The sequence below is a fragment of the Bradyrhizobium elkanii USDA 76 genome (genome assembly GCF_023278185.1).
Lineage (GTDB): Bacteria > Pseudomonadota > Alphaproteobacteria > Rhizobiales > Xanthobacteraceae > Bradyrhizobium > Bradyrhizobium elkanii.
The window spans coordinates 6,940,991-6,962,313 of record NZ_CP066356.1; the positions used below are offsets into that span (position 1 = coordinate 6,940,991).

Consider the following 21,323-nt stretch of genomic DNA (forward strand, 5'->3'; position numbering starts at 1 on the left):
TCCTATTTCCAATAAGAGCGGGCGGGGGTGTGCCCGACCATGGACACAAAGCGGAAATCCAGTTTTGCAGGCGCTGCGGATGTTGTTGCGCATGCAAAGATCGCGGCTCAACACATCGAGGAACTGAAGGTCGCCTGTGCGAATGGAGATAAGAGCGCGGCCCGCCGTTCGCTGCGCCAGGCTATCAGCGAGCTCGAGCTGGCGCGCGCTATGGTGAGGACCGGTATTGATTGAGTCCGCGCGGATTTGGCGCTGCGTCCGAGTCAAGCAGACGGCTGGTGCGTAGCATCGCTTCCAGCTTGGCTGAGAGTTCCTTGGAGAAAAACGGCTTGCTGAGAAGCAGACTGCCGTTCATGTGTTTGCTAGGCTTTTCGATGAGACTTGGATAGCCACTGCAGTACACGATCGGCAAGCCCGGCTGCTGCCGTTGAAGCTCAAGTCCGACGTTGAGTCCAGAACCGCCGGGCATCGCGAGATCAATAATCGCCACATCGATTGCTTGATGAGAAAGGGTCGACAGCGCGGCATCCAGATTATCAGCCGCCATCGCCTGGTATCCGAGATCGTCAAGCATGTTCCGTGTCGTTTCGAGCACGCTCGCGTCGTCGTCCACAGCAAGGATGCACTCCCGTGCGCCCATGCAAGGAGTGCCCAATTGGCGATCTTCGCCTCATACAACTGCACTGGTCGATATTCGCACGGCAAACCCGTAGACCTGCGACAACCCAAGTTCCGTTCTCTTGTCGGGCTCCTTGGACCGGGCGCTCCTTGGAACAGGTAAAGGCCAGCATAGTTGCCAGCCCATAGTACCGAGATAGGTAGGCCCGGCAGGCGACCGCGGCCGCTCTCGGCTCTGGGCGGTGCTCTCACAAGGCGGTCCGAATTGATGCCAACCCTCCCCATGACTGCGGCCGGTCATGCCGCCCTTAACGACGAACTGGCCGACCGCACTAGAATCAAGCGGCCTCAGCTTGCCGAGCGCATTCAGCAAGCGATTGCCGACGAGCCCAACCTTATTGAGAATTCGGAATATCAGGCTGCGTTGGGCGAGCAAAGGATCAACGAAGCTCGCATCGCCGAGTTAGAAAGCAAGCTTGCACGTGCAGAAATCATCGATGTGTCAAAGCTCTCCGGCGAGACCATCAAATTCGGCGCGACGGTCACACTGACGGACCAGGATACGGGCGAGGAGCGAATTTGCCAAATCGTTGGCGAGGCGGAAGCCGACCCGGCAAAAGGCAAGATCTCGTTCAGTTCCCCGCTCGCACGGGCGTTGATAGGCAGGTCCAAAGGGTCAGTCGTAGCCGTCCAGACGCCAGGCGGTGACAAGAGTTACAAAGTTGAGCAAGTAAGATGGCTGCCCTAAAAGCAGAGGGGCTGGGCTTTTGAGCCAATACGTCTGCCAGAGCATGAATTTGGCAGTCGACCGGCCAGATTGTCTTGAACCTTTTGCATCAATGCAGCAGGCGAGTGGATGTGCTGCTTGCCTGGACAGGCGGAGCAACTTTCACGACGGCGGAACTGGTTTGACCGCCCCGCACGATGGTGAGCTTCACATCTTGACCGACACGCGCCAGGCCGATCTTGTTACGAAGTTGCGACGCGCTGCGGATCCGACGGTCGTCTGCCATGACAACAATATCGTCCTTCCGCAAGCCGGCCCTTGCAGCCGGAGAGTCTGCCGCGACCTCTGCGATCACCGCGCCCTCGTTGCGCCCTTGTTTGGTCGACGGTTGGAGTTCGCGCAGTGAAACGCCAATGCGGCCTCGCTCAACGTGTCCCTTATCTACAATCTGCTCCATAACGATCCGGGCCATATTCGCGGGAATTGCAAAACCGATCCCGACATTCCCTCCGCCCGGCGAAATGATTGCGGAGTTGATGCCGACCAATTCGCCGCGGAGATTCACCAATGCGCCGCCGGAATTTCCCGGATTGATCGCAGCGTCGGTCTGGATGAAGTCCTCAAAGCCTTCCTTGCTCAAGCCAGTGCGACCCAGCGCACTGACGAGCCCGGACGTGACGGTCTGGCCGAGTCCAAAGGGATTGCCGATCGCGAGCACGAAATCCCCGACCTCAAGCGCATCACTGTCGCCGAAAGGAAGCGCCTGAAGGCCGGCAGGGTCTTGGATCTGCAGCACTGCAACGTCAGTTGGCGCATCGCGCCCGATTACCTTCGCAGTTAACTGCCGGCCGTCCTTGGTCGTAATCCGAACGACCGAGGCGCCTTCGACAACATGATTGTTGGTCAACACATAGCCGCGCCTGGCATCGACGATGACTCCCGAACCGGTCGAATTGATTTCCTTCTCGACCTGCTTGGGAATGTCGAAAAACTCACGAAAGAACGGGTCGCGGTAAAGCGGATTGTCCTCACGAATACGGCCGTGCACGGAAATATTAACGACCGCGGGTGTCACCTGTCGAACTACCGGCGCCAATGTTGGCACAGAACCACCTGTCTTCAGGTCTGGCACTTGAGCTACTGCCGGATGAGACACGCAGAGCACAACAAGCAGGAGCCATGCCAATATTGTTCGACGTCCTAACATTTCAATTGTCCTTGGAATCGCCAGTCAGCGGCAGACGCGCCCGTTGCAATGCTACGATCGGAATTGCCCACAACGCCGCGGCGTGGCCGAGCAGCACGATGCCTAGGACAGCGCCCGTGATCATCGCAGAGACCTCCGCTGTGCGGCGGCCCAGGGCCGCCGCAGCCGCATGGGGACGCCACCGCCACCGGGCGGATCGTCATCGCCGTCTCTGTCGAGTAGCCGCAACGCTGCCATTATGTCGGCCAACTTCACAGCGTGGCCCATTCCGGGGACCTCCCGCATGCCGGGACAGGATTCAACGGCGTACATATCCGACGCCCACGAGGACAGGATGATTCGCTTCTCAGGCGTCGAGAGCTCCATGTCATTCAGGACTTCCGCCGGAGAAATGTAGTGAGCGGCGGGGTGGAAGAATGGGTGCAGATCGCCGCCGTCGATTTTTACGTTAGTCATGGCTCGCCTCCCTATTCACTCCTTTCCAGGGGATGGTGCTCGTGATTTGGGTGGCGGCGTAGTCGATGCGCCATCCACGTTGAGATGAGATCGGTCAGGAACGTCCGATGACATCGCCGGTCCACGGATCGAAGCTACCTAAGCTGCCTTCTTCCGCTCAATTTGCGACGAAGCAGCCGTTGCACCGATCTGGATCTTGCGCGGCTTCATCGCCTCCGGAATCTCTCGAACGAGATCAATGGTCAAGAGACCGTCCCGGAAGGATGCCTGCTTGACCTGGACGTACTCGGCCAGACTAAAGACTTTCCGGAACGGTCGCGCCGGAATACCTTGGTAGAGATACCGGCGCGCAGCCCCGTCGGACTTCTTGCCTTCGATCGTGAGAGCGTTCTGTTCGGCCGTCACGGAGATATCGTTGGCACCGAAGCCTGCCACCGCCAGCGTGATTCGATAGTGATCCTCACCGGACCGCTCGATATTGTATGGCGGATAGCTGTCCTCATTCGGCCGGCGCGACATGCCGTCGATGAGGCCAGCCAAGTGATTGAAGCCGACGCTGGTGCGCCACAGTGGCGTAAAATCAAGTGTCCTCATAGCCAAGTCCTCCAAAGAGCAATATGGATACGAAGCAAGGCAGGATCGGAGTTTCGATAATCGTCGAACACCCCGGTCCAGCCTCGTGCCGAGCCCGGCCTGGCGCTCGACACCCGCAGTCGCGGTCGAGAAACGAATTAGAACTAACGTCCGTGAGTTCAAGAGGAGCATGCGCATTTTTCTTCAAGAGGCTCCCTTGGCGGCTCAGTGACTAGGCGGCCACGCGATCCGCAAGAGCACTCTGGCGTAGATCATCCATTACTTGCTACTTGCTGCTCTCGCTCAATCCGGGCTTGATAGAGCTGGCGCTCTTGCTCGCTCCTCGCGGTTGAGAGCAGGCGCTCGTAGTGACCGATCACCTTCAGACAACCTCGGATGAGGAAGTCGCGGACGGTAAGCTCAACTGTTGCTTGAGGTTGCATCGGAGTTCCCGCGCACGGAATGCCTCGCCGAACTCAGCCCGGACATGAGTGCCGCTCTTGACCAGATTGCGTAAGGTAGGGAGCGGCCTTCGCGGGCCGCTCACTGACGTTCAGCTTGCTGCCAACGGTCCCGCGGGATGGGGCGACGGCTGCGGCCAGATGCCGGGCGGCGCGGAGGTCGGCGGCAGCAAGATGTCGATCTTCATCGTTGCCGCCGCAGGCTGCCACTTCAGCCACGGCATCGTGTCGAGATACGGGATTGGCGGCAATGGCAATCCAGTGAAGGTACCCTGTGTGGCCTCGGCTCCCCGCGGGCTTTCCACGCCGTAAGCACCGAAGGCCGCCAGGGACATTGCGCCGGCCCCTACTAAAGCAAGCAGGCCTCGCCGCAGATTGCGGTTGGTCTCCGTCCGGGCGGAGAACGTATGGTGATAGCTCAGCATCTATACTCCTCCCATCGTTCGAAAACAGATCCAGGCAATGGTGACAAAACTCAGGGAGAACATGAACCAATGGATCGTGTCCTGCCTCATCCTGAGCCGACGACGATTAGACTTGTTCATGGGACACTCCATCTTTGGAAGCGGTCTTCTCTCCTCTCATCGGTGGAGCCCGGCCTTGATCGGCCGGGCTCTCTCGTTCAGAAGTCCATGGCGGGAGCGGCCGGAGTTGGTTCAGCCTTCTTCGGCTTCTCGGCCACGAGTGCCTCGGTCGTGATCAGCAGCGAGGCCACCGACGCAGCGTCCTGCAAGGCGGTGCGCACGACCTTTGCGGGATCGATCACACCGGCTTTCACCAGATCCTCGTACTCGCCAGTTGCCGCGTTGAAGCCCCAATTGTAACTCTGGTGCTCCAGAAGCTTGCCAACAACCAGTGAGCCGTCTTCGCCGGCGTTCTGCACGATCTGCCGAGCCGGCATCCGGATGGCGCGACGAACGATGTCGATGCCGGCCTTCTGGTCGGCGTTCGCGGTCTTGATGCCGTTGAGCGCTTCGAGGGCACGCAGGAGGGCAACCCCGCCTCCGGGGAGAATCCCCTCCTCCACCGCCGCTCGAGTAGCATGCATCGCGTCGTCGACACGGTCTTTGCGTTCCTTGACTTCGACCTCCGTCGCACCACCCACACGGATCACTGCGACGCCTCCGGCGAGCTTGGCGAGGCGCTCTTGCAGCTTTTCGCGATCATAGTCGGAGGTCGTCTCCTCGATCTGGAGCCTGATTTGCTGGGCGCGCGCCTCGATATCCTTCTTGGCGCCCGCGCCCTCGACAATGGTGGTGTTGTCCTTGTCAATGACGACCTTCTTGGCGCGCCCGAGCATCTTCACTGTGACGTTTTCCAGCTTGATGCCGAGGTCCTCGCTGATGACATTGCCGCCGGTCAGGATCGCGATGTCCTCCAGCATGGCCTTGCGACGGTCGCCGAAGCCCGGCGCCTTGACGGCCGCGACCTTCAGTCCGCCGCGCAGTCTGTTGACGACCAATGTCGCAAGCGCTTCACCTTCGATGTCCTCCGCGATGATCAGGAGCGGCTTACCGGACTGGACGATCTGCTCCAACAGCGGCAGCATGGTCTGCAAGCCGGACAGCTTCTTCTCGTGAATCAGAACATAGGGATCCTCGAGTTCGACGCGCATCTTCTCGGGGTTCGTGACGAAGTAGGGCGAGATGTAGCCGCGGTCGAACTGCATGCCCTCGACCACTTCGAGCTCGGTGTGCAGGCTCTTGGCCTCCTCGACGGTGATCACGCCTTCATTACCGACCTTGTTCATGGCGTCGGCCAGGAAGCGGCCAATCTCGGTATCACCATTGGCGGAGATTGTGCCGACCTGGGCGATCTCGTCATTGGCGGTGATTTTCTTGGCGTGGGATTTCAGATCGGTCACGATGGCCTCGACAGCGAGGTCAATCCCCCGCTTCAGGTCCATCGGGTTCATGCCGGCGGCGACGGATTTGCTGCCCTCCTTGAAGATGGCCTGAGCGAGCACGGTCGCCGTCGTGGTCCCGTCGCCGGCTGCATCGCTCGTCTTTGAGGCGACCTCGCGCACCATCTGCGCGCCCATGTTCTCGAACTTGTCTTCCAGTTCGATCTCTTTGGCGACGGTTACGCCATCTTTGGTGATGCGCGGCGCACCGAACGATTTCTCGATCACGACGTTACGCCCCTTCGGACCGAGTGTGACCTTCACCGCGTTTGCCAGAGTGTCGACGCCCCGCAGCATGCGCTCTCGGGCCTCGGTTGCGAACTTTACGTCCTTGGCAGCCATTTTGATCTCTCCTTTCCTCTTATGACTGTCAGCTTTCCTCTTATGACTGTGAGCGCTACGCTGCCTTCTTGACGGCGCCAGCCTTGTCGATGACACCCAAAAGGTCGCTCTCCTTCATGATCAGGAATTCCTCGCCGTCGATCTTGACCTCGGTACCAGACCACTTGCCAAACAGGACACGGTCACCGGGCTTGACGTCGAGTTGAACGAGCTGGCCTTGTTCGTTGCGTGCACCGGGGCCAGTGGCAACGATCTCGCCTTGCTGCGGCTTCTCCTTTGCTGTGTCTGGAATGATGATGCCGCCGGCGGTTTTCTCTTCGGCGTCGAGACGTCGCACGAGCACGCGATCGTGCAAGGGACGGAAATGCATGCACATCCTCCTTAGGTAGGTTCAGCGATGTCCAAAACCGGGTCCATAACAGCCCCCGGGCAAAAATCCACCTAGGAGCGAGGGTTCCACTTTCAAGAGGTTGGAAGAAAATTTTTGCGGCGAACGCCGGATCGTCGATATTGCTCGCGGCTCGTAACCGGAGAGCATTCTCCTGCGTCCGGAAACGCTCAGCGCACCTTGAGAATTGAAAACCGTCAAACCGAGACGTTGTCTCGGCTTCAGAACAACTCTGCGCGGCAAATTGGAGCATCGTCGAAAGGAGGGTAACCAGAGATGCGGAGCTTAATGGTACTTGCTGCTCCAATCGGGATGGTGATCTCGCTGCAGGCGAAAGAAGCGGATTCGTCGCGAGCAGTGCGAAGCTCCGAGGCCACCGTTAAGCAGCTTGTCAGTGATCAAAGCGGCCAGCCCCCGGGCAAGAACAAAGTCCGGCGGCCGCAAGGACCGTGTTTTCTCGGCGGGAGCCATCGTGCTTGATATCTGCACCGGCTGCTGATTCATCGATCAGCAGCCGGCCAGCAGTTTCTATGTTCTGCTTCTACTATGCGCTCGCTGAAGCAGCCGCAAGCTCCGGAAGGCGTGCGCACAGCGTCGACTTGATACGCTGCAACGCACGCTGCTCGATCTGGCGGATACGCTCACGCGAAATACCGAAGGTATTGGCAAGATCGTCAAGCGTTCTTTGCTCATCTGCCATGTAACGGGCTTCGACAATGGTGCGTTCTCGCGGAGAAAGCGCACACAGCGCCTCCGAGAGTGCGGCCTTCTGCCGTTCTCGGTCTCCGGCCTCCACGAGCAGGGTTTCAGGATCAGGAGATGAATCTGCGACCCTGTCCTGCCACTGTTCGCCTTCCTCGTCACTGAGTTGAACATTCAGCGTCATGTCGCCACGAATCCGCCCGTTCATCTCGACGACGTCGGTTTGCTTGACCTGAAGATGGTCAGAGATCTGCTTCACGTGCTCCGGCGAAAGCTCGCCATCGTCCGGCGTACCAAGGCGTCTCTTCAACTTTTGAAGGTTAAAGAACAGCTTTTTTTGCGCCGCGGTTGTGCCGAGCTTGACGAGCGACCATGATCGCAGGACGAATTCCTGTACGGACGCCTTGATCCACCAAGCGGCATAAGTCGCCAGGCGAAATCCCTTCTCAGGGTCGAACCGCCTGACGGCCAGCATCAATCCGACGTTGGCTTCCGAGATGAGGTCGGCGATGGGCAATCCATAGCGCCGATATTTCAGCGCGATCTTGGCGGCCAATCGCAGATGGCTCGTCACCAGACGGTAGGCAGCTTCGCGATCCCCAGAATCCCGAAGCCGCCTTGCATACATCACTTCTTCGGATGCATCGAGCAGCGGGAAGCTTCGGATCTCTTGCAGATACCGAGACAACCCGGCTTCCGAATGGATGGCAGGGAGTGCTGACTTGATTGACATGACTTGCCCTCCCTCAGAAGCCATCGCCGCTCTTGAGTTCTAACGAGCGGCCAGACGGAAGATGCAGCTGCGAGACCCCACCGAGGCGAGTAAGGCTGATCGGCTGCCAAGCGACAATACGGGTCGTTTTCATATCCAAATCCTCCATGGAGCAAAATGGTACGAGCCGCCGTGTCGCCTGACTTAGCTGGGCCATGAGGCGCCCAGCGACACTCAGGCCGGCGGCGCCAAAAGAACTGCGAAACCAGCGGGTTGTTCCCCGTATCAGCTAGCCAATTCGTCGGAAGCCAAACTGCCGCTGCCCGATGAGGCGGAGGAGGAGCCCGACGCCTCAGGCGGCTTCCGAGTGCCCAATCCGTCAAGGGTTTCAAACATCTCGTAGACTTGGGACATTCCGAACCTTGGGCGAGACGTATACCTATCGAAGTCGGGTAGCGGTGCGGCACGGCTAAGTTTAAATGGATTGCGCCGCCGGCGAGGCGCTCATCCGCGAGGCCGACGATCTGCTCTGCCAGAGCTGGAACAAAAAGATCTGCGCCGACGGCGGGCCCGGTCGACGCATCGCCGTCGATCGACCAGGCCATCAAGCCGGCTATCCGTGGCTCGAAATCAATTGCTCGCGGTGCAAGACACCGCGCGCGGTCGCGCCTAGCCGCGCTGCGCCACGTTCCGACAACCAATGTGCGCGATCTCGCCGGTCGCCTGCGCTACGTGAAGTGCAGTACGGCGGGCAAGCGGCCGGCCGCGGAGCTGCTGCAGCTGTGGCGGCGCTTCCCGACCGGAGATGCGACGTGACCGAGCTCATGCGTCGGCGCGACAGAGCCGCAGCCGGGCAGAAATGGAACATCCTCTATAGCGACGTCGTCGTTGGCTCAATCGGGCTGCGCACCGGCGCACCGAACCATGCCGATCAGTGGGAATGGAATGCGGCTTTCATCCGGGCTGCGACCGGTCGAGCGGAGGCCCGGCCGCGACCTTTCTGAAGCGCGCGCGGCGTTCGAAGTGGCATGGGGCGAGTTGCTGCCGCCCCTAACCAAAGCGAATTTCCAGGCCTGGCGCGATCATCGCGATTGGATCGCGCGCAAGCAGGCCATGTGGGACCGCGGCGAAAAGCTGCCTTCTCAACTGCCGTCGTCGCTGATGCGCTGTCCCTGCGGCGCGACGTTTGATAGCCCCCGTCCCGCCGAAAGCCAGATTCACACCCCTCACATCTATGCTGCACAAAGGCGGGATGGAATTCGACGATGAAGATGAAGGAAGACCGGCGCTGGGCGGACCCGGAGAAAGGCTGCCCGCCGGATCATGGAGCACGCCCGCGCCTTTGAACCGATCCAGGACGACCGGATCTACATTGAGACGATCAACTATCCGATGATCTACCAGGACAAAGGCGACGCCGGCCGAGTACTGGGCCGGCTTACAGTACACCAAGGGGCGGGACGTTCGTGAGGATGCTGCAGCCGGGCAAAGACCTGTTCGCCTGAGTTGTCGGTTGTGCTGCTGCGCAAGTAGGCTGAGAGGTTCCTTGCAACCTCTAGCTATCCGGAGCATTGTCTAAACATCCCGGCCAAGGCTCTGCCCGTAGGCGCCGGTGGCTGAGAGACCGATCGCGCTCCCCGCCTGCAGGCTTAAGAGAGCGCCATGCTTGAACAGCCCCATTTCGATCCCTATTCGATCCCGGCGCGTGTCTGTCTCGCTATCGCGATTTTCGGCGGTTCCTTGCTTATTGCAGTGCTGTTGCTGACCGCTCTCATTGCGCACTAGGGCCGCGCCTCAAATGTACGTGCGCGGCCTAGTCTTATACCGCTTGGCCGCGCTGTGCGCTTAAGTAGGCGGACCAACTGAGGTAAGGCCGCCTACAAACGCGCGGCATTTGTCGTTTCGACCCAAGCATTAAGTTCAATATTGAACCGTTACGTCCTGAGGTAGTTTACCCTCATCACCGGCCGAGGCTCTGCCCGTAGGCGTCGGTGGCTGAGAGACCGATAGCGCTCCCGCCTGCACAACAGGGAGCGCGGCTATGGCCGAACAGCGCAACTATCGTCCTGACCAAATGTGGTTTGAAAAGCTCGCCGGTCAGGCACGCGAGCTAATCGAGCACTCGCTCAAACTCCTCAATGATCCAGTGCCGGATACGTTTGCGGGCCGAAAATCCCATGAGCCCTTTCCCAAAGAGGAAAGCAGATACGGGATCAACGATAGAAAATCGGACGTATCCTAAGACAGGGCCGGAACTTAGGCGCTGTAGTACAGCTTGCCGATGATCGATCCACTGTTCGCGCGCTCCCAGCTTGCTATCGCCGAAAGTCAAGCGTTGCGCATACAACGAAAAACGCTCGCCGATCAGCGGGACGCGCAGCTGGCAGATCTGCGGAAATCCATCCAGGACAGCGCCAGCGCGCGCGCAGAAATCAAGGCACATCGAGAAAATGGGGAGTAAGGCCGCTTCAGTTGTCGACCTTGCTCCTCTAAAGAGACGGCCCCAGCGAGGGGACTGGCTGGGGCCACTACTGATGCCCAGATGCAGTCGGGGGGCAGTGGCGGCATCTGAGCGTCCGATAAACAAGACTCGGCCACGTTCGTTCCTACGCCGTATAGAAAAGGCCCCAGCACCTTGGGTACCGCGAAAGCTGAACTTTCGTGACGATGCTGCAGCCAAGCAAAGACCTCTTCGCAGAGACAGCGGGGATCCTACTTGCGAGGTCTAGAAACTTGTAGAATCATTCTGAGGCCAAATCCCGACGCGGGACTGGCAAGTGGCCCCGACATCGGCCTCCGCAGGCCCCCAAGGTTGTCGGGGCCACTCCTATTTCGGACGGCCTGTCTGATGCGCGCAAAGAGGCCCCAGCGAGGGATACAAGCTGGGGCCAAGGAAACCACTCAAACCAAGCGGTCGCGAAACGCCGCGGTTGCAACTTTGTTCCCGAACGGTCCCAGCGAGTAATCGCTTCCGCCGTTCTTCGGCTTTAGGGGGTGGTTCGTTTGTTCCAACGCTCGGCCGCCTGCCTAACGGTCGGCGCATTGGGACCGAAAGCTGAACATTCCTTGCAGACTACAAATTTTGGGTCAATGTCGCTGTGGATCCAAACTTCCGAACCGCCGCAGAAGGGACAGGGCCGCAGCGGTTGTACAGAAATGGGGAATCCGCGCAGCGGATCGATAGCAGGGCTGTCGCTAGTCTTCCTGGGCATTTTAACACGAGCGTTTAGGATGATAGTTCTGGGCCGATGTCGACGACCTCGACGAAATGATGACCGACGTCGCTATTGAAGCCGATGAAGTCCCACTTCACGCCGTCGCCTTGGCAAGTAGCGCAACGCGCCGGCTGCCACTCGGGATGCTTCGTGCTTGAGCGCACAAGGACCCAATAGAAGCCACCTGGAGTCAAATGCGTGACGTCCGTCATCGAATCATTTGCAGCAGCGCAGTGAGGCGCGCGCCGATGCGAGTTGCCATGATTACCTGCACGCCAAAACCCACAGTTGGCCGCCTGGTTCCCGTTTCACGTTGCCCTATTTATTCCCGGCGGCACGCTTCCTTAGCATGGCTAGACGTAGGTTTACGGCCGACTCCGAACGCCCGAGCTTCTGACCAATCTCGCGCTGCGTCAGATCGGTTTCTCGCGCCAACTGCAATAACCTCAGTTCGTCCTCGTGCGACCATACCGGCATGGCTTCTCCGAATCATTTCCTCATCAGATGCCAAAGATGATTGCAGATTCGATTTTGGCCGTCTGTCCAATTTCATACTCGTATCTCCGATGATCCTGGTCCTCGTTGATAGGAACGATCGGCTTGGCGACGAGTCGGCTCACCGCCCCCAGCTTGTTCAGGCGCCCCCCGACTGCTGGAGGAAAACCCGTATCGCTCGGGTTGGCGGCCCCCTGGTTGGGGCCGTTTTCAGTTCGCCGCGGAAGCCAGGTGGTGCTTGTCCAAAGTTGATCGTCACGATTCACATAGTTCAATGCCGACGCTCCATCCTTCGAGCTAATCGACGAAGCTCGTATTTCGCAGATGGTGGTTGCAGATGGAATTTATTGGACGCCCGATGCGGGGACGTTTCCTCGTTCGGCAGGGTGGCAACGGCTGGATGGTCTACGATAGCGAACTCAAAGGGCCGGCTCAGATAGAAAAGAACGGGGCGTTCGCCGAGAAGCTGACAAAAGAGCAGGCTGAGATTTTGGCGAAGCTGTTTACAACTCGCGAAAACCGTCCCCTGACAAAAAAGGCCCCAGCTTAGACTGCTGAGGCCGGCAAGTAGTCCCACGTGGCTACTCAACGTCGTTGGACTGCTGCTTGTTCCCCGAAGCGAAACGGCCCCAGCGAGGTGCCGGCCGGGACCGCTCCAAACTGATCGAGAATATGCCCCGGGTCTTCGGGAGCAAGAGCCGGGGTCCTGAAGGCGCTGGCGAAGTCTTGCGGCGTTACGAGGCAGGCCGCGAAAAAGCTGGCGCGCAAGCTGCACGGCGGGCTGTCCGGTCGCTGCCTTGCGAAGCGCCTTTATGGCGAGCGCAGCATGGTCGGCGGCTTCGTCGTTTCCGGCCTTTTTAATGGGCTCCAGCGTAGGTAGTCTCACTTGATTTCTGGAGGGCTTGGTTTCGGCAAACCATATTTCGCCGCACGCATCTCTGCCAGATGTCGGTATGCCGAGGCTTGCTTTAACAGCTCTGCCTTGAACGCTCCATTCTGCTCAGTGACCGCTAACTTCTCGAACTCAACGGCGCGTTCCAAGTATTCCGTAAGCATCTTCATGATTGAAAACAATCCCGCGAGCGCCCTGACAGCGAGCTTCGCGCTTCTGAACTAGGTAGTCAATCACATCGACGCGGAGAGTAAATCGAGCTTCTACCTTCAAATTAGTCAATTTAGCTTTCGTTCCGCGACCCAGTCAGACGGGGCGTTTGCCCGAACTAGCAGCTGGTCCACTTGTGCGTCGGAGAGGCCGACGACCGCGATCATGTGCTGGACCAGAGAATCTACGCGGCGGATTTCGGTTCGCGAGATCCGAATCGTCCTGGACGTTCGCATTCGCCGCGATCACTACCTTGAGCCGCGGCCCATGTGCCGAGCTCGTCAAAAGGCCCGTTTCAAGCCGAGTTCGGTAGCAGGAGGACGGCACCGGAGCCGGCGGATTAAGAAAACCAATCACCGCCGGGTCGTCGACGATCTGCTCGGTCACCATCGGCGCCGGTTGCTCACAGACAAACCATCCAACCAACGCTGTTTCGTTCTACGAATCCCATCAGCTTTATCCCTCCAACCATCCGCGCGTAAAGCAGCGGTAAGACGTGCTCGTATTGGATGATCGCGCGGTAACCTGCGCTGATGTATCAATCCAAATGCGCGGATCATTTGCGTTGCCGGAAGTGGTGGTTGATGCTTCCAAACCGTTCCCGCCGACAGAATAGCTAGGTGCGCTGTCGGTAAGGCCGGTTTCGTGCGTTCATCAAACGGTGTTTAACGCCGTCGGACACTGGCGAGCGCAAAGGTCCGCAACGTCGTCCCGACAGTCGCGTTTATATCCAGCGCTGAACCAGGCCAGAAACATTTTCTACTTCGCTGCAAAAGTCGCCGCATGACCGGATGGTCGACATAGCTCTGGAATGCCGCTGCGAACTCGACCGTCTCGCCTTCTTCGATCGTTTTGTGATCTCCGGAAATCGCCCCGAGGGGATTTATGGGGATCTTCCGGTTCAGGTTCAGAGATTAGGTGGTCGCACAGCTGCCAGCGTTGGCCGAGGGCTAGCGCAGTCCCAATCGTTTCGGGACTGGATTTTAGCCCTTGCTAGCAGCTAGGGCTAATCGCCGTTGAGTTTACTTGGCTTTCGTCGACGTCACGACCGGCAGCACGCGCCTCGATCGCCGCGATACCGGCATCGACCGGCAGCTGGATCGGATCCGTGGTGCGCTTGCCGCGGCCATCGCCATTGCGGCGGCCGTTCTCGTCAAGTGCGGTCAATCGCGCCGATCTCCTCGAGCCAGGCAAGCCGCCGGCGGACCGAATCCTGCGATAGGTCGCAATCCGCCGCCGGCGACGGGATACCGACCCAGCACATGCCGTCGCCCTCGACATACTCCCCGAACGCGCGAAGCACGCTTTTTGCGGGAGCAAATGAATTCGCGCGCGAGAGTTTCCTCTCGCGCAGCGAGCGACGTATCGCGGGAATTGACAGAAGGCCCGGCCGGAACCGCGCCTTCTCCTCGTCACCAGCCGTACCAGTAGGGATAAACCGGCCGATAGTAGCGGACGACCCGATACGGGCGGCCGTAGTAGTAGGGTGGCGGGCCGTAGACCGGTCCATAATAGACCGGGGGTGCGGTGGCGGCCGCTAATGTTCCAGCGAACAGCCCGAGAGCAAGCCCGGGGCCAATACCCGGACCGCCCCAACCATGGTGACGCCAATGGGCCGAAGCCGGCGCAACCGTTCCAATGAGGAGCGTTGCCGCCGCGACGACTGCAAAAGCAAGCTTTCTCATGTCCCTTTCCTCAACTTCTTAAGCGCTTACGCGCTTGCCTCTTATCATGCTCCAATTGGCCGAAGCTCGGTTCGGCTATACATTGAATTAGAACCGTCCGGGCCGAGTTCAAGTAACTCGTTGACCAAAGAGGGTGAGAGCCATGGTGACATGACGCGCAGACGATCTCGCAAGCCTAGAACGGCGGCGCCTATTCGGGAGGGAGAGCGACGTCAGACCACCGGAGGCTTTCCTTCGGCAGCTCCTTGATCGGCAGATCAACATCGCTCTTTCCCAGCGTCTCCTTCAGGGAGCTTGCGGCGGAACACCTGATCCAACAATATCCTTTACCTAACGGTCGAAAATTGCGGCGGTCTTCTCCGCGTAGCCGCGCTTGTGGCCCGGGTCAGGCCCGCGGCCATGTTCTCAAGCTCAAGTGACCAAAAGCCGCTCGTACTCACGCATGATGATTTTATAGCAGCTGTATGACGAAGCCCTCTAAACTCTTGCAATCCACAATGGTGATCAAACCTTTGGCCCATCAGCATCGGCTGCAGTTTCGGCGTCTTGTGAGCAATGAAACGAGCGGCTTGACTTCTGCGCTTCCTCCAGTCGGGAAAAGCTTTCCGGCGCCCGCCGTTAATATGGAGCTGGATACGCTAGCCATCGTATTGATCTCGTGCAGGTGGTTCCCCAAGTGAGCCTTGCTCCGCAGGCGCGCGAGCGGGTTTAATGAAGCCCGGCTTCACAGGCGCACTGCTTCCAACTAAAGCGGGCCCCGCCTGGTTCGCGACCTGGCGAGCGGGTCGCCCCTTTATCGAGCGGCGCACCCGCTGAATGGAAGGCCGGGATTGAATGCGCCGTCGATCGTGACCGGCTCAGAAGCGCGTAAGCGGCACCTACTATAAGTCCACGAAGCCGGCAAAGACGTATTGGCTAGTCCTCGAATGGACAACAGAGGGGCTAGAAGATAAGGTCAAACAACAGCACTGCGCCGGCAATGCTGAGAAAAACGATAATGAGGTCCAATCGCGGCCTTCTTCCGACATGGTCCCACCTTAGAAACGAACGGCCCCGGCGCACTGGGGAGCACCGAAGCCGTTAAGTAGTCCCACTCCATCGTGGAGAGATAACTTCGCGGGCTACTGCTTGTTCCCGGAAGGAAACGGCCCCAGCGAGAAGGTAGCTGAGGCCGATCCGACGCCAAGCGAATCCAAGTCGGCAAAGACCTGTTGGCCGAAAAGAAAGAGCCCCAACTGCGAAGCTGGAGCCAGTGTGAGGCTGGGCGTCTCAGTGCCAGTAGCGGTGCGGCACCGAACAGGCGGCCGATGCCGCGGCATGCGCTTCGTTCCTATTCACAAAAAGGCCCCAGCATCCGGATCATGCTGGCGCCAGGCCGGATCGCCCGAACCGCTGTCCACCGAGAGGCAGCGGTCGTCGTTTTAGGGCTGAAGGAATACGGAATAAAAATTGCCTGCCCTATTGCTCGGATAATGCAAACGACGCCGGTTCCGGAAATAACCCGTGTGAACTTTGGAAAGCAAAAGTGCCGTTTTTTCCTGCCCCTTGACGGGATTGCCGAAGACAGTTTCACTTGGGGTCTCAGCTCTCTCCAGGCTGAGAACCCCTACCGTGCAAGGCGAGGCCCCGTAGGACCCCACAACGGGGCCTCGCTGCGGATTGGTATGCGACGGTGGGCCGGCAAGCTGTAGCAACTCGACTTGACGTACCCAAGCCAAACTTGGCTCTTGGTTTTGCGTGGAGTTGCGTTATGCCCTGGTCCCGTTGGACACCCTCGATGGTCTCTTTGCCTGGTCAGACCGTCTTCCCGGTCGCGCGCTGACGACTTCGGGAAGGTCGGCCCGGCATGGCCTTAGGCCGACCTTGAGGCGACCGGCCTTAAGAGGGTCATTCAGCAGAACACCGCGGTCCGCTCCGGGCCATGGCTGCGATCATGCGCTCCATCGTTGCGCCCGGCCGCGACGGGGCATGCACCTCAGCTTAATTGGCGCTGATATCCGTCTCTCCGCCGGCAATGATGACCGTATCGATGCCATCGCTGCATAGCTGCTGATGAAGATCGCTGCCTTTCCACGGCGAATAAACGTGTTTGTCGAAAGTGCAGGCCGGGGGAGCAAACTTCGCGAGGTCGGGGACTAATCCCACCACCTCTGGCCCGATGCTGTCGATTGTCATCGCCCCACCGTTCGGAGTCGTGCCGCCACATACCCGCTCATTGGCCCGGCTTGCCGGCCGGAATGAAAGGAGTGAACAAGCTTCTCTCGGGATGGGCAGCTGTGACGGCGAGGATATTCGGGAGAACTCGCGGGAGCCACGGCATCTTCCAGTCGGTGGCTTCAGCGAGCATTCGCTGCATATCGACGCAGATATGAACCTCGCTCTCACCGGGCGGCCCGTACCGAAGTTCATCGTCCTTCGCCATTGTCTTAAATCCCGGAAAGCCAGCTCCAACAGAGCGAGACCCATTAGTTCCTGCGTGCTCGAGGGTTGTCGCCAGAAACTCGCCGAGCCCGGCAGCAGGTGGACGTGGCGTGATAGATTTTAGCAAGAATATCGACGCGGGCTATCGGAGCGGTCCCGGCCAAACCTGACGGCGCTAGCAAGGCGACCGACCCGGGTTAGCATGACGACGTTCCCGAATGGACGGCTCCGGCGAAATGCGCCATTCGTTTGTCTTGGCATGCGAGAAGATGAGCGCGCGGAAGGTGCAGTTCTTGAACTCAGAAGCATCGCACCCAAAAGAAAGCGCGCGGGCCCCGCTCCTGAGATCGCGAGCATACCGCGCGCCTTCGGCTGATCTTTTCTATCGCTTTCCGCGAATGTTCTGCACCTAGCTGAAAATGCTTGATCGGAAAATGCCGTTTATCGGACCCAGCATGTTCATCTTACTGCAGCCCGAGCAGAGCTTCTGAGGCAAACCAGACATTCGCACCTCAGTGATGCATGAAGATTGCAAGAAGAATGATGATCGGAAGCGGTATGCCAATCAGCCAGAGAAGCGCTCCTTTGCCGAAACCCATAATTTCCTCCTCAGGTTTGTGAATGACGTCAGACCAACCCAACCTCGAAATCGTTGTTCCTGCAGCTGGCAACCAAATCGGCCAAGCAGTCAGTACCGCCAGAAGCCCCTCCCAGTGGCCTTCTTGCTTCCGACTCCGTAACGCATGACGCGCGCTCGGCCGAGGGTCCGCTATGGTCCTAATTGGAACCGGGTTCCCTGCCAATTGTTGTTGTGCGCCACTTATGAGGAGCACCGCATGGCTAGGAAGCCGAAGAAGCTGGAAGACCTTTTCCACGAGACGCTAAAGGACATTTATTTCGCTGAAAACAAAATCCTCAAAACCCTTCCGAAGATGGCCAAGGCGGCGCAGTCGCCCGACCTCAAGGCGGCGTTCACGCAGCATGAGCGCGAGACGAGAGCCCAGGTTAAGCGGCTCGACCGCGTATTCAAGATCATCGGCAAGCCCGCGCGCGGCAAAACCTGCGCCGCCATCAACGGCATCGCCGAAGAAGGCTCCGAGATCATGAAGGACTTTAAGGGAATGCCCGCGCTCGATGCCGGTCTTGTCGCAGCCGCCCAGGCCGTCGAGCACTATGAGATTTCGCGGTATGGCACACTGTCCACATGGGCTGAAGAGCTGGGCTACGATGAAGCGGTCCAGCTACTTGAAGAGACCCTGACCGAAGAAAAGAAGACTGACAAGACCCTGACGGGCATCGCCAAGTCAGTTGTCAACGTTGAAGCCGAGAACGAAGAGGAAGACGCCTGACTGATGCCAAGCGCGACTCCAGCTTGAACGACGCCACTTTTGACAGGTTTCTAGCAGGCGATCCAGAAAGATCGCCTGCCCCCTCAGGATTTTCACCCACGCCTCTTCGACGCCCAACCATGCGACACGGTCGAACTCTGCAAAGCGCTGCAGCCGTCCGTGGCGCCACACCATTTCAAAGCAGCTGCTTTGAAACTCGACCGCACTCCAACGGCTCGCCGACGCCCAGCCATGCACGAATTTGCCGCCGAGCTGCTTTGCCTCCCTCAGTGCTATGAAAATGCTAGGCGGCACATGACCTGTTTCTTCCGCGAACTCGCGTTTAACTGCGGCGGAGCTTCACTTCAAAAATCGGACCTTTGGGAATAGTCCACGCGCCCTCATCCTTGTTCGTCCAGACGGCCTCCCACGATGCCCAAGCAGGACTTCAATCGAGGCACATTCTTGCGGAGTTTCTCAAGGCTCGGATGCGAGCCGGTCTCGTAAAGTTTGGCAACCATATCGGCGATGGCATCGCCTATGCCCGTAATGTTGGAGAGCGCGCCTGCTTCGATGAGCCTCCCCGCTGCTGCGACAACGCTGACAGGCTGGTGGCCGCACGCAGATAGGCCTTTACACGGTAGGGATTACGGCCGCAATCCGCGACAGCTGGCCGATCAGGCTGGTGGTCGGTCGTTTCCGATGAGCTGGATCAGCACCCAGTGCTGCCGCAAGAGGCTCGGTTTCTCAGGAAGCCTTCTGCTCCGCCTAAATTGATCGCGGCGCTGCGGGGGCTGATAGCGTCGACCCCCGCTCGGCCAGCAGGTTGATCTGCAGCTCCAGGTGATTGCGCCGCTCGAAAGCCCGATCCGAGATGTTTTGCCGGATCAGGACGCAGGACGTCAAAAGGACAGCCTCAAGCGCAAGCACGAGGGAAAGAAGCGGAAAGGGATATTCATCAAAGTGCCAGCTGGCTTTCGGTGCGAGCGTGTTAATCCACAGCCACAGGCCTACGCCGCAAGACTGGATCGCAAAGAAATAGGGCGTGCCGACGAAACGGCCGACGGCGTGAAGCGCGCGATGATGGAGGAGGAGTTGCTCCTCGTCCTCCTTTTCAATTCGCAGGATCGCCTCAATATTTCGTGCCGAAGCGCCCGAGGCGTGATCGGATGGCGCAGCGTCCTCCACTAGTCAGCCGCCCGTTCGGCGGCGCGCCGGGCCCTTCGCCCCGTCGCCTTGACGCTGTCCTCGCCGGCTTTCTCCGCTTTCGCGCGAGATTCGCAGGTCTTGCGCAGCTGTTCGAGCTCCTCATCGGTCAGGTGCTCAATGCCGACCAGAGAATTTCGGGCGGCGCCGACGCGGATCAACTCATCGAGTTTTACCTGCATGGCAGCGCTGTCGCGGTTCTGCGAATTCTGGATAAGGAAAACCATAAGGAAGGTGACGATCGTCGTGCCGGTATTTATGACGAGCTGCCACGTATCCGAATAGCCGAACACTGGTCCGGTCACAGCCCAAATGATGACGACCGCCGCGGCGAGCGCAAACGTCGAGGCATGCCCCGCGGCTTGCGCCGTCCGGCTCGCGAAGGCGCCGAAGAACTTTGCGGGACCGCTCTGCTGTTCCTGCAATTGCTTTTTAGTCCTCATGATCATCTCGCCGGACAGCAACGGCACGGAACCTGCAAAGTTCCACTGGCGTCAGCAGGCGGCCAAGACAACAGGCTACCCCGCGGAACCGCTGTTTGATCCTCCCGACTTGACTCGGTCGGGGTGACGCCTCGGACTTCCCGACGCTGGCCTGCGAGCGATCCGGCCATATCTCCTGCGCCGCGTCTCGACAACGGAGCGGCGGACGTCGAACCCGTCGCGGGAATGCTATCAAATCCCGACGTACAGGGCGTCTTCGCCGTCCCGGAGACATATCGCACGCAATTGCGTCTATGGTCAGGCCCTTCGACACGGAGGCCGGCAGACAGGAAGTTCTCGTCGGATTGACACGTTCGACGGCCTCGGCTCGCGACCGGCCGGATAAGTGCCCGGTGTGGTTGCCTTCGCTCAGGGCGCGCTCTTGGAACGCCGTGCTTGCTCGCCTCTCTGACGCGCCGGCTGCGAGAGTGGTCGCACGTTCGTGCGATTGCTTCGCTCTCGTGGCTTGACCGAACCGCGCTGCTTGGCGTAGGCGTGGGTGATCTCCGCGCCCATCAGGATGATCTGCGAGGTGTAGTAGACCCAGATCAGCACGACGACGATCGAGGCAGCCGCGCCGTAGGTCGACTCCAGACCTTGCTTGCCGATGTAGAGGCCGATCGCAGCCTTCCCTACTTCGAAAAACAAAGCCGTCAGGAGCGCACCGAGCCAGACATCGCGCCAAGCGACCAAAACATCCGGTAGCCATTTGAACATCATTGCGAACATTATCGTGACGACGGCAAACGACACCAACGTACTGACGACATGTAGCAAGCCCTCCGGCAGGTAGGGAGCTACGAATTTGCCGGCCGCGGCCAGGCATGCGGTCACCAGGAGCGAAACGAGCAGCAAAAAGCCGAGGGCCAAAACGGCGGCGAACGATAGCACGTAGTTGCGGGCGAAATGCCAAATCCCGCTCTCTTCCGATTCTTCGACCTCCCACACGACGTTGAGCGCGTCCTTCAACTGTACGACGACGCCAATCGCGGCGAACAAAAGGGCGCCGAGGCCGAGAACCGTCGCCAGAATGCCCTCGGCGGGGCGGCTGGCTCCCGCCAGCATCGCTTCGATTGCTTTGGCTCCGGTGTCCCCGAGCATGTCCTTCAAGGAGGAGGTGACTTGTGAGGTGACGGCGTCGTAGCCGAAGAACAGCCCCGCGATCGCAATCGCGATCACGATAATAGGACCCAAGGAAAACACCGAGTAGTATGCAAGGGCGGCGCCCTGCCGCGCATCCTTGTGGCTCGACCAACCGGTCGCCGCCTCTTTCGCGACCGTCCACCACATTGCAGCTTCT

At 59.3% G+C, this 21,323-nt stretch carries 28 protein-coding genes; 8 read left to right on the plus strand and 20 right to left on the minus strand.

Annotated features, from left to right (window positions below; all coding sequences use genetic code 11):
- The first annotated feature begins 39 nt into the window (after nucleotides 1-39).
- Complete coding sequence (locus JEY66_RS33255; RefSeq protein ID WP_035633041.1) at nucleotides 40-234, plus strand: hypothetical protein; 195 nt, start codon at nucleotides 40-42, stop codon at nucleotides 232-234.
- Here the strand turns inward: JEY66_RS33255 and JEY66_RS33260 are convergent.
- Nucleotides 209-640 carry a response regulator gene (locus JEY66_RS33260; RefSeq protein ID WP_018270281.1) on the minus strand — a complete coding sequence of 144 codons (432 nt, stop codon included), beginning with the start codon at nucleotides 638-640 and terminating at the stop codon, nucleotides 209-211. The genes JEY66_RS33255 and JEY66_RS33260 overlap by 26 nt on opposite strands.
- Before the next feature lie 246 nt (nucleotides 641-886).
- Between JEY66_RS33260 and greA the strand changes: the two genes are divergently transcribed.
- Nucleotides 887-1,366, plus strand: coding sequence for a transcription elongation factor GreA (gene greA / locus JEY66_RS33265; protein ID WP_026192411.1), 480 nt, complete (start codon nucleotides 887-889; stop codon nucleotides 1,364-1,366).
- 88 nt (nucleotides 1,367-1,454) lie between these two features.
- On the opposite strand, the gene JEY66_RS33270 is transcribed toward greA, so the two are convergent.
- The 8 genes from JEY66_RS33270 to rpoH all read right to left on the minus strand — a co-directional run bounded on the left by JEY66_RS33270 (nucleotide 1,455) and on the right by rpoH (nucleotide 8,110).
- Nucleotides 1,455-2,552, minus strand: a complete 1,098-nt coding sequence (locus JEY66_RS33270) for a trypsin-like peptidase domain-containing protein (RefSeq protein WP_041482621.1) — start codon at nucleotides 2,550-2,552, stop codon at nucleotides 1,455-1,457.
- A gap of 1 nt (nucleotide 2,553) precedes the next feature.
- On the minus strand, nucleotides 2,554-2,676 hold the full coding sequence (locus tag JEY66_RS45195; protein WP_259171304.1) for a hypothetical protein: 123 nt from the start codon (nucleotides 2,674-2,676) through the stop codon (nucleotides 2,554-2,556).
- Entirely contained in the window at nucleotides 2,673-3,008 is a 336-nt protein-coding gene (locus tag JEY66_RS33275; protein WP_018270278.1) for a hypothetical protein, read from the minus strand. The genes JEY66_RS45195 and JEY66_RS33275 overlap by 4 nt, the downstream gene beginning before the upstream one ends.
- Nucleotides 3,009-3,146: 138 nt before the next feature.
- Entirely contained in the window at nucleotides 3,147-3,602 is a 456-nt protein-coding gene (locus JEY66_RS33280) for an Hsp20 family protein (protein WP_026192409.1), read from the minus strand.
- 532 nt (nucleotides 3,603-4,134) lie between these two features.
- On the minus strand, nucleotides 4,135-4,467 hold the full coding sequence (locus JEY66_RS33285) for a hypothetical protein (RefSeq protein ID WP_141382056.1): 333 nt from the start codon (nucleotides 4,465-4,467) through the stop codon (nucleotides 4,135-4,137).
- Nucleotides 4,468-4,664: 197 nt separating this feature from the next.
- Entirely contained in the window at nucleotides 4,665-6,287 is a 1,623-nt protein-coding gene (gene groL / locus JEY66_RS33290) for a chaperonin GroEL (protein ID WP_018270274.1), read from the minus strand.
- A 55-nt stretch (nucleotides 6,288-6,342) separates the two neighbouring features.
- Complete coding sequence (gene groES, locus JEY66_RS33295) at nucleotides 6,343-6,657, minus strand: co-chaperone GroES (protein WP_018270273.1); 315 nt, start codon at nucleotides 6,655-6,657, stop codon at nucleotides 6,343-6,345.
- A gap of 562 nt (nucleotides 6,658-7,219) precedes the next feature.
- The gene (gene rpoH, locus JEY66_RS33300; RefSeq protein WP_041482753.1) at nucleotides 7,220-8,110 is read right to left on the minus strand and encodes an RNA polymerase sigma factor RpoH; all 891 of its coding nucleotides are present in this window, start codon (nucleotides 8,108-8,110) and stop codon (nucleotides 7,220-7,222) included.
- A gap of 924 nt (nucleotides 8,111-9,034) precedes the next feature.
- On the opposite strand from rpoH, the gene JEY66_RS33310 reads away from it, so the two are divergent.
- The 4 genes from JEY66_RS33310 (at nucleotide 9,035) to JEY66_RS33320 (ending at nucleotide 10,550) form a co-directional block, all read left to right on the plus strand.
- Nucleotides 9,035-9,358, plus strand: a complete 324-nt coding sequence (locus tag JEY66_RS33310; RefSeq protein WP_141382058.1) for a hypothetical protein — start codon at nucleotides 9,035-9,037, stop codon at nucleotides 9,356-9,358.
- 393 nt (nucleotides 9,359-9,751) lie between these two features.
- Nucleotides 9,752-9,874 (plus strand): hypothetical protein, encoded by a 123-nt coding sequence (locus JEY66_RS45200; RefSeq protein ID WP_018270270.1) that lies wholly within the window; start codon nucleotides 9,752-9,754, stop codon nucleotides 9,872-9,874.
- Between the two features lie 256 nt (nucleotides 9,875-10,130).
- Complete coding sequence (locus JEY66_RS33315) at nucleotides 10,131-10,331, plus strand: hypothetical protein (protein ID WP_141382060.1); 201 nt, start codon at nucleotides 10,131-10,133, stop codon at nucleotides 10,329-10,331.
- Nucleotides 10,332-10,370: 39 nt separating this feature from the next.
- Nucleotides 10,371-10,550, plus strand: a complete 180-nt coding sequence (locus tag JEY66_RS33320; RefSeq protein ID WP_080650328.1) for a hypothetical protein — start codon at nucleotides 10,371-10,373, stop codon at nucleotides 10,548-10,550.
- A 526-nt stretch (nucleotides 10,551-11,076) separates the two neighbouring features.
- Here the strand turns inward: JEY66_RS33320 and JEY66_RS45505 are convergent.
- From JEY66_RS45505 to JEY66_RS33330, 3 genes are all read right to left on the minus strand, one after another.
- The gene (locus JEY66_RS45505) at nucleotides 11,077-11,301 is read right to left on the minus strand and encodes a Lar family restriction alleviation protein (protein ID WP_080650327.1); all 225 of its coding nucleotides are present in this window, start codon (nucleotides 11,299-11,301) and stop codon (nucleotides 11,077-11,079) included.
- A gap of 321 nt (nucleotides 11,302-11,622) precedes the next feature.
- Nucleotides 11,623-11,781: a sigma factor-like helix-turn-helix DNA-binding protein gene (locus tag JEY66_RS33325; RefSeq protein ID WP_018270267.1), complete on the minus strand. Its 159-nt coding sequence runs from the start codon at nucleotides 11,779-11,781 to the stop codon at nucleotides 11,623-11,625.
- A 23-nt stretch (nucleotides 11,782-11,804) separates the two neighbouring features.
- Entirely contained in the window at nucleotides 11,805-12,074 is a 270-nt protein-coding gene (locus JEY66_RS33330; protein ID WP_141382062.1) for a hypothetical protein, read from the minus strand.
- A 62-nt stretch (nucleotides 12,075-12,136) separates the two neighbouring features.
- On the opposite strand from JEY66_RS33330, the gene JEY66_RS33335 reads away from it, so the two are divergent.
- Complete coding sequence (locus JEY66_RS33335) at nucleotides 12,137-12,349, plus strand: hypothetical protein (protein WP_018270266.1); 213 nt, start codon at nucleotides 12,137-12,139, stop codon at nucleotides 12,347-12,349.
- Nucleotides 12,350-12,681: 332 nt separating this feature from the next.
- Here the strand turns inward: JEY66_RS33335 and JEY66_RS33340 are convergent, their stop codons facing one another.
- From JEY66_RS33340 to JEY66_RS33360, 5 genes are all read right to left on the minus strand, one after another.
- Nucleotides 12,682-12,861 (minus strand): hypothetical protein, encoded by a 180-nt coding sequence (locus JEY66_RS33340; RefSeq protein ID WP_016843164.1) that lies wholly within the window; start codon nucleotides 12,859-12,861, stop codon nucleotides 12,682-12,684.
- A gap of 1,033 nt (nucleotides 12,862-13,894) precedes the next feature.
- The gene (locus JEY66_RS33345; protein ID WP_018270264.1) at nucleotides 13,895-14,068 is read right to left on the minus strand and encodes a hypothetical protein; all 174 of its coding nucleotides are present in this window, start codon (nucleotides 14,066-14,068) and stop codon (nucleotides 13,895-13,897) included.
- Nucleotides 14,069-14,313: 245 nt separating this feature from the next.
- Nucleotides 14,314-14,586, minus strand: a complete 273-nt coding sequence (locus JEY66_RS33350) for a hypothetical protein (protein WP_075969288.1) — start codon at nucleotides 14,584-14,586, stop codon at nucleotides 14,314-14,316.
- A 1,980-nt stretch (nucleotides 14,587-16,566) separates the two neighbouring features.
- Entirely contained in the window at nucleotides 16,567-16,761 is a 195-nt protein-coding gene (locus JEY66_RS33355; protein ID WP_026192406.1) for an isochorismatase family protein, read from the minus strand.
- Nucleotides 16,762-16,798: 37 nt separating this feature from the next.
- On the minus strand, nucleotides 16,799-17,008 hold the full coding sequence (locus JEY66_RS33360; RefSeq protein ID WP_026192405.1) for a hypothetical protein: 210 nt from the start codon (nucleotides 17,006-17,008) through the stop codon (nucleotides 16,799-16,801).
- 835 nt (nucleotides 17,009-17,843) lie between these two features.
- Between JEY66_RS33360 and JEY66_RS33365 the strand changes: the two genes are divergently transcribed.
- Entirely contained in the window at nucleotides 17,844-18,356 is a 513-nt protein-coding gene (locus tag JEY66_RS33365; protein WP_026192404.1) for a YciE/YciF ferroxidase family protein, read from the plus strand.
- A 747-nt stretch (nucleotides 18,357-19,103) separates the two neighbouring features.
- On the opposite strand, the gene JEY66_RS33370 is transcribed toward JEY66_RS33365, so the two are convergent.
- The 3 genes from JEY66_RS33370 to JEY66_RS33380 all read right to left on the minus strand — a co-directional run bounded on the left by JEY66_RS33370 (nucleotide 19,104) and on the right by JEY66_RS33380 (nucleotide 21,313).
- On the minus strand, nucleotides 19,104-19,523 hold the full coding sequence (locus JEY66_RS33370) for a DUF1003 domain-containing protein (protein WP_018270260.1): 420 nt from the start codon (nucleotides 19,521-19,523) through the stop codon (nucleotides 19,104-19,106).
- On the minus strand, nucleotides 19,523-19,984 hold the full coding sequence (locus JEY66_RS33375; RefSeq protein ID WP_026192403.1) for a low affinity iron permease family protein: 462 nt from the start codon (nucleotides 19,982-19,984) through the stop codon (nucleotides 19,523-19,525). The genes JEY66_RS33370 and JEY66_RS33375 overlap by 1 nt, the downstream gene beginning before the upstream one ends.
- Nucleotides 19,985-20,392: 408 nt before the next feature.
- On the minus strand, nucleotides 20,393-21,313 hold the full coding sequence (locus JEY66_RS33380; protein ID WP_018270258.1) for a YihY/virulence factor BrkB family protein: 921 nt from the start codon (nucleotides 21,311-21,313) through the stop codon (nucleotides 20,393-20,395).
- Between the last annotated feature and the right edge of the window lie 10 nt (nucleotides 21,314-21,323).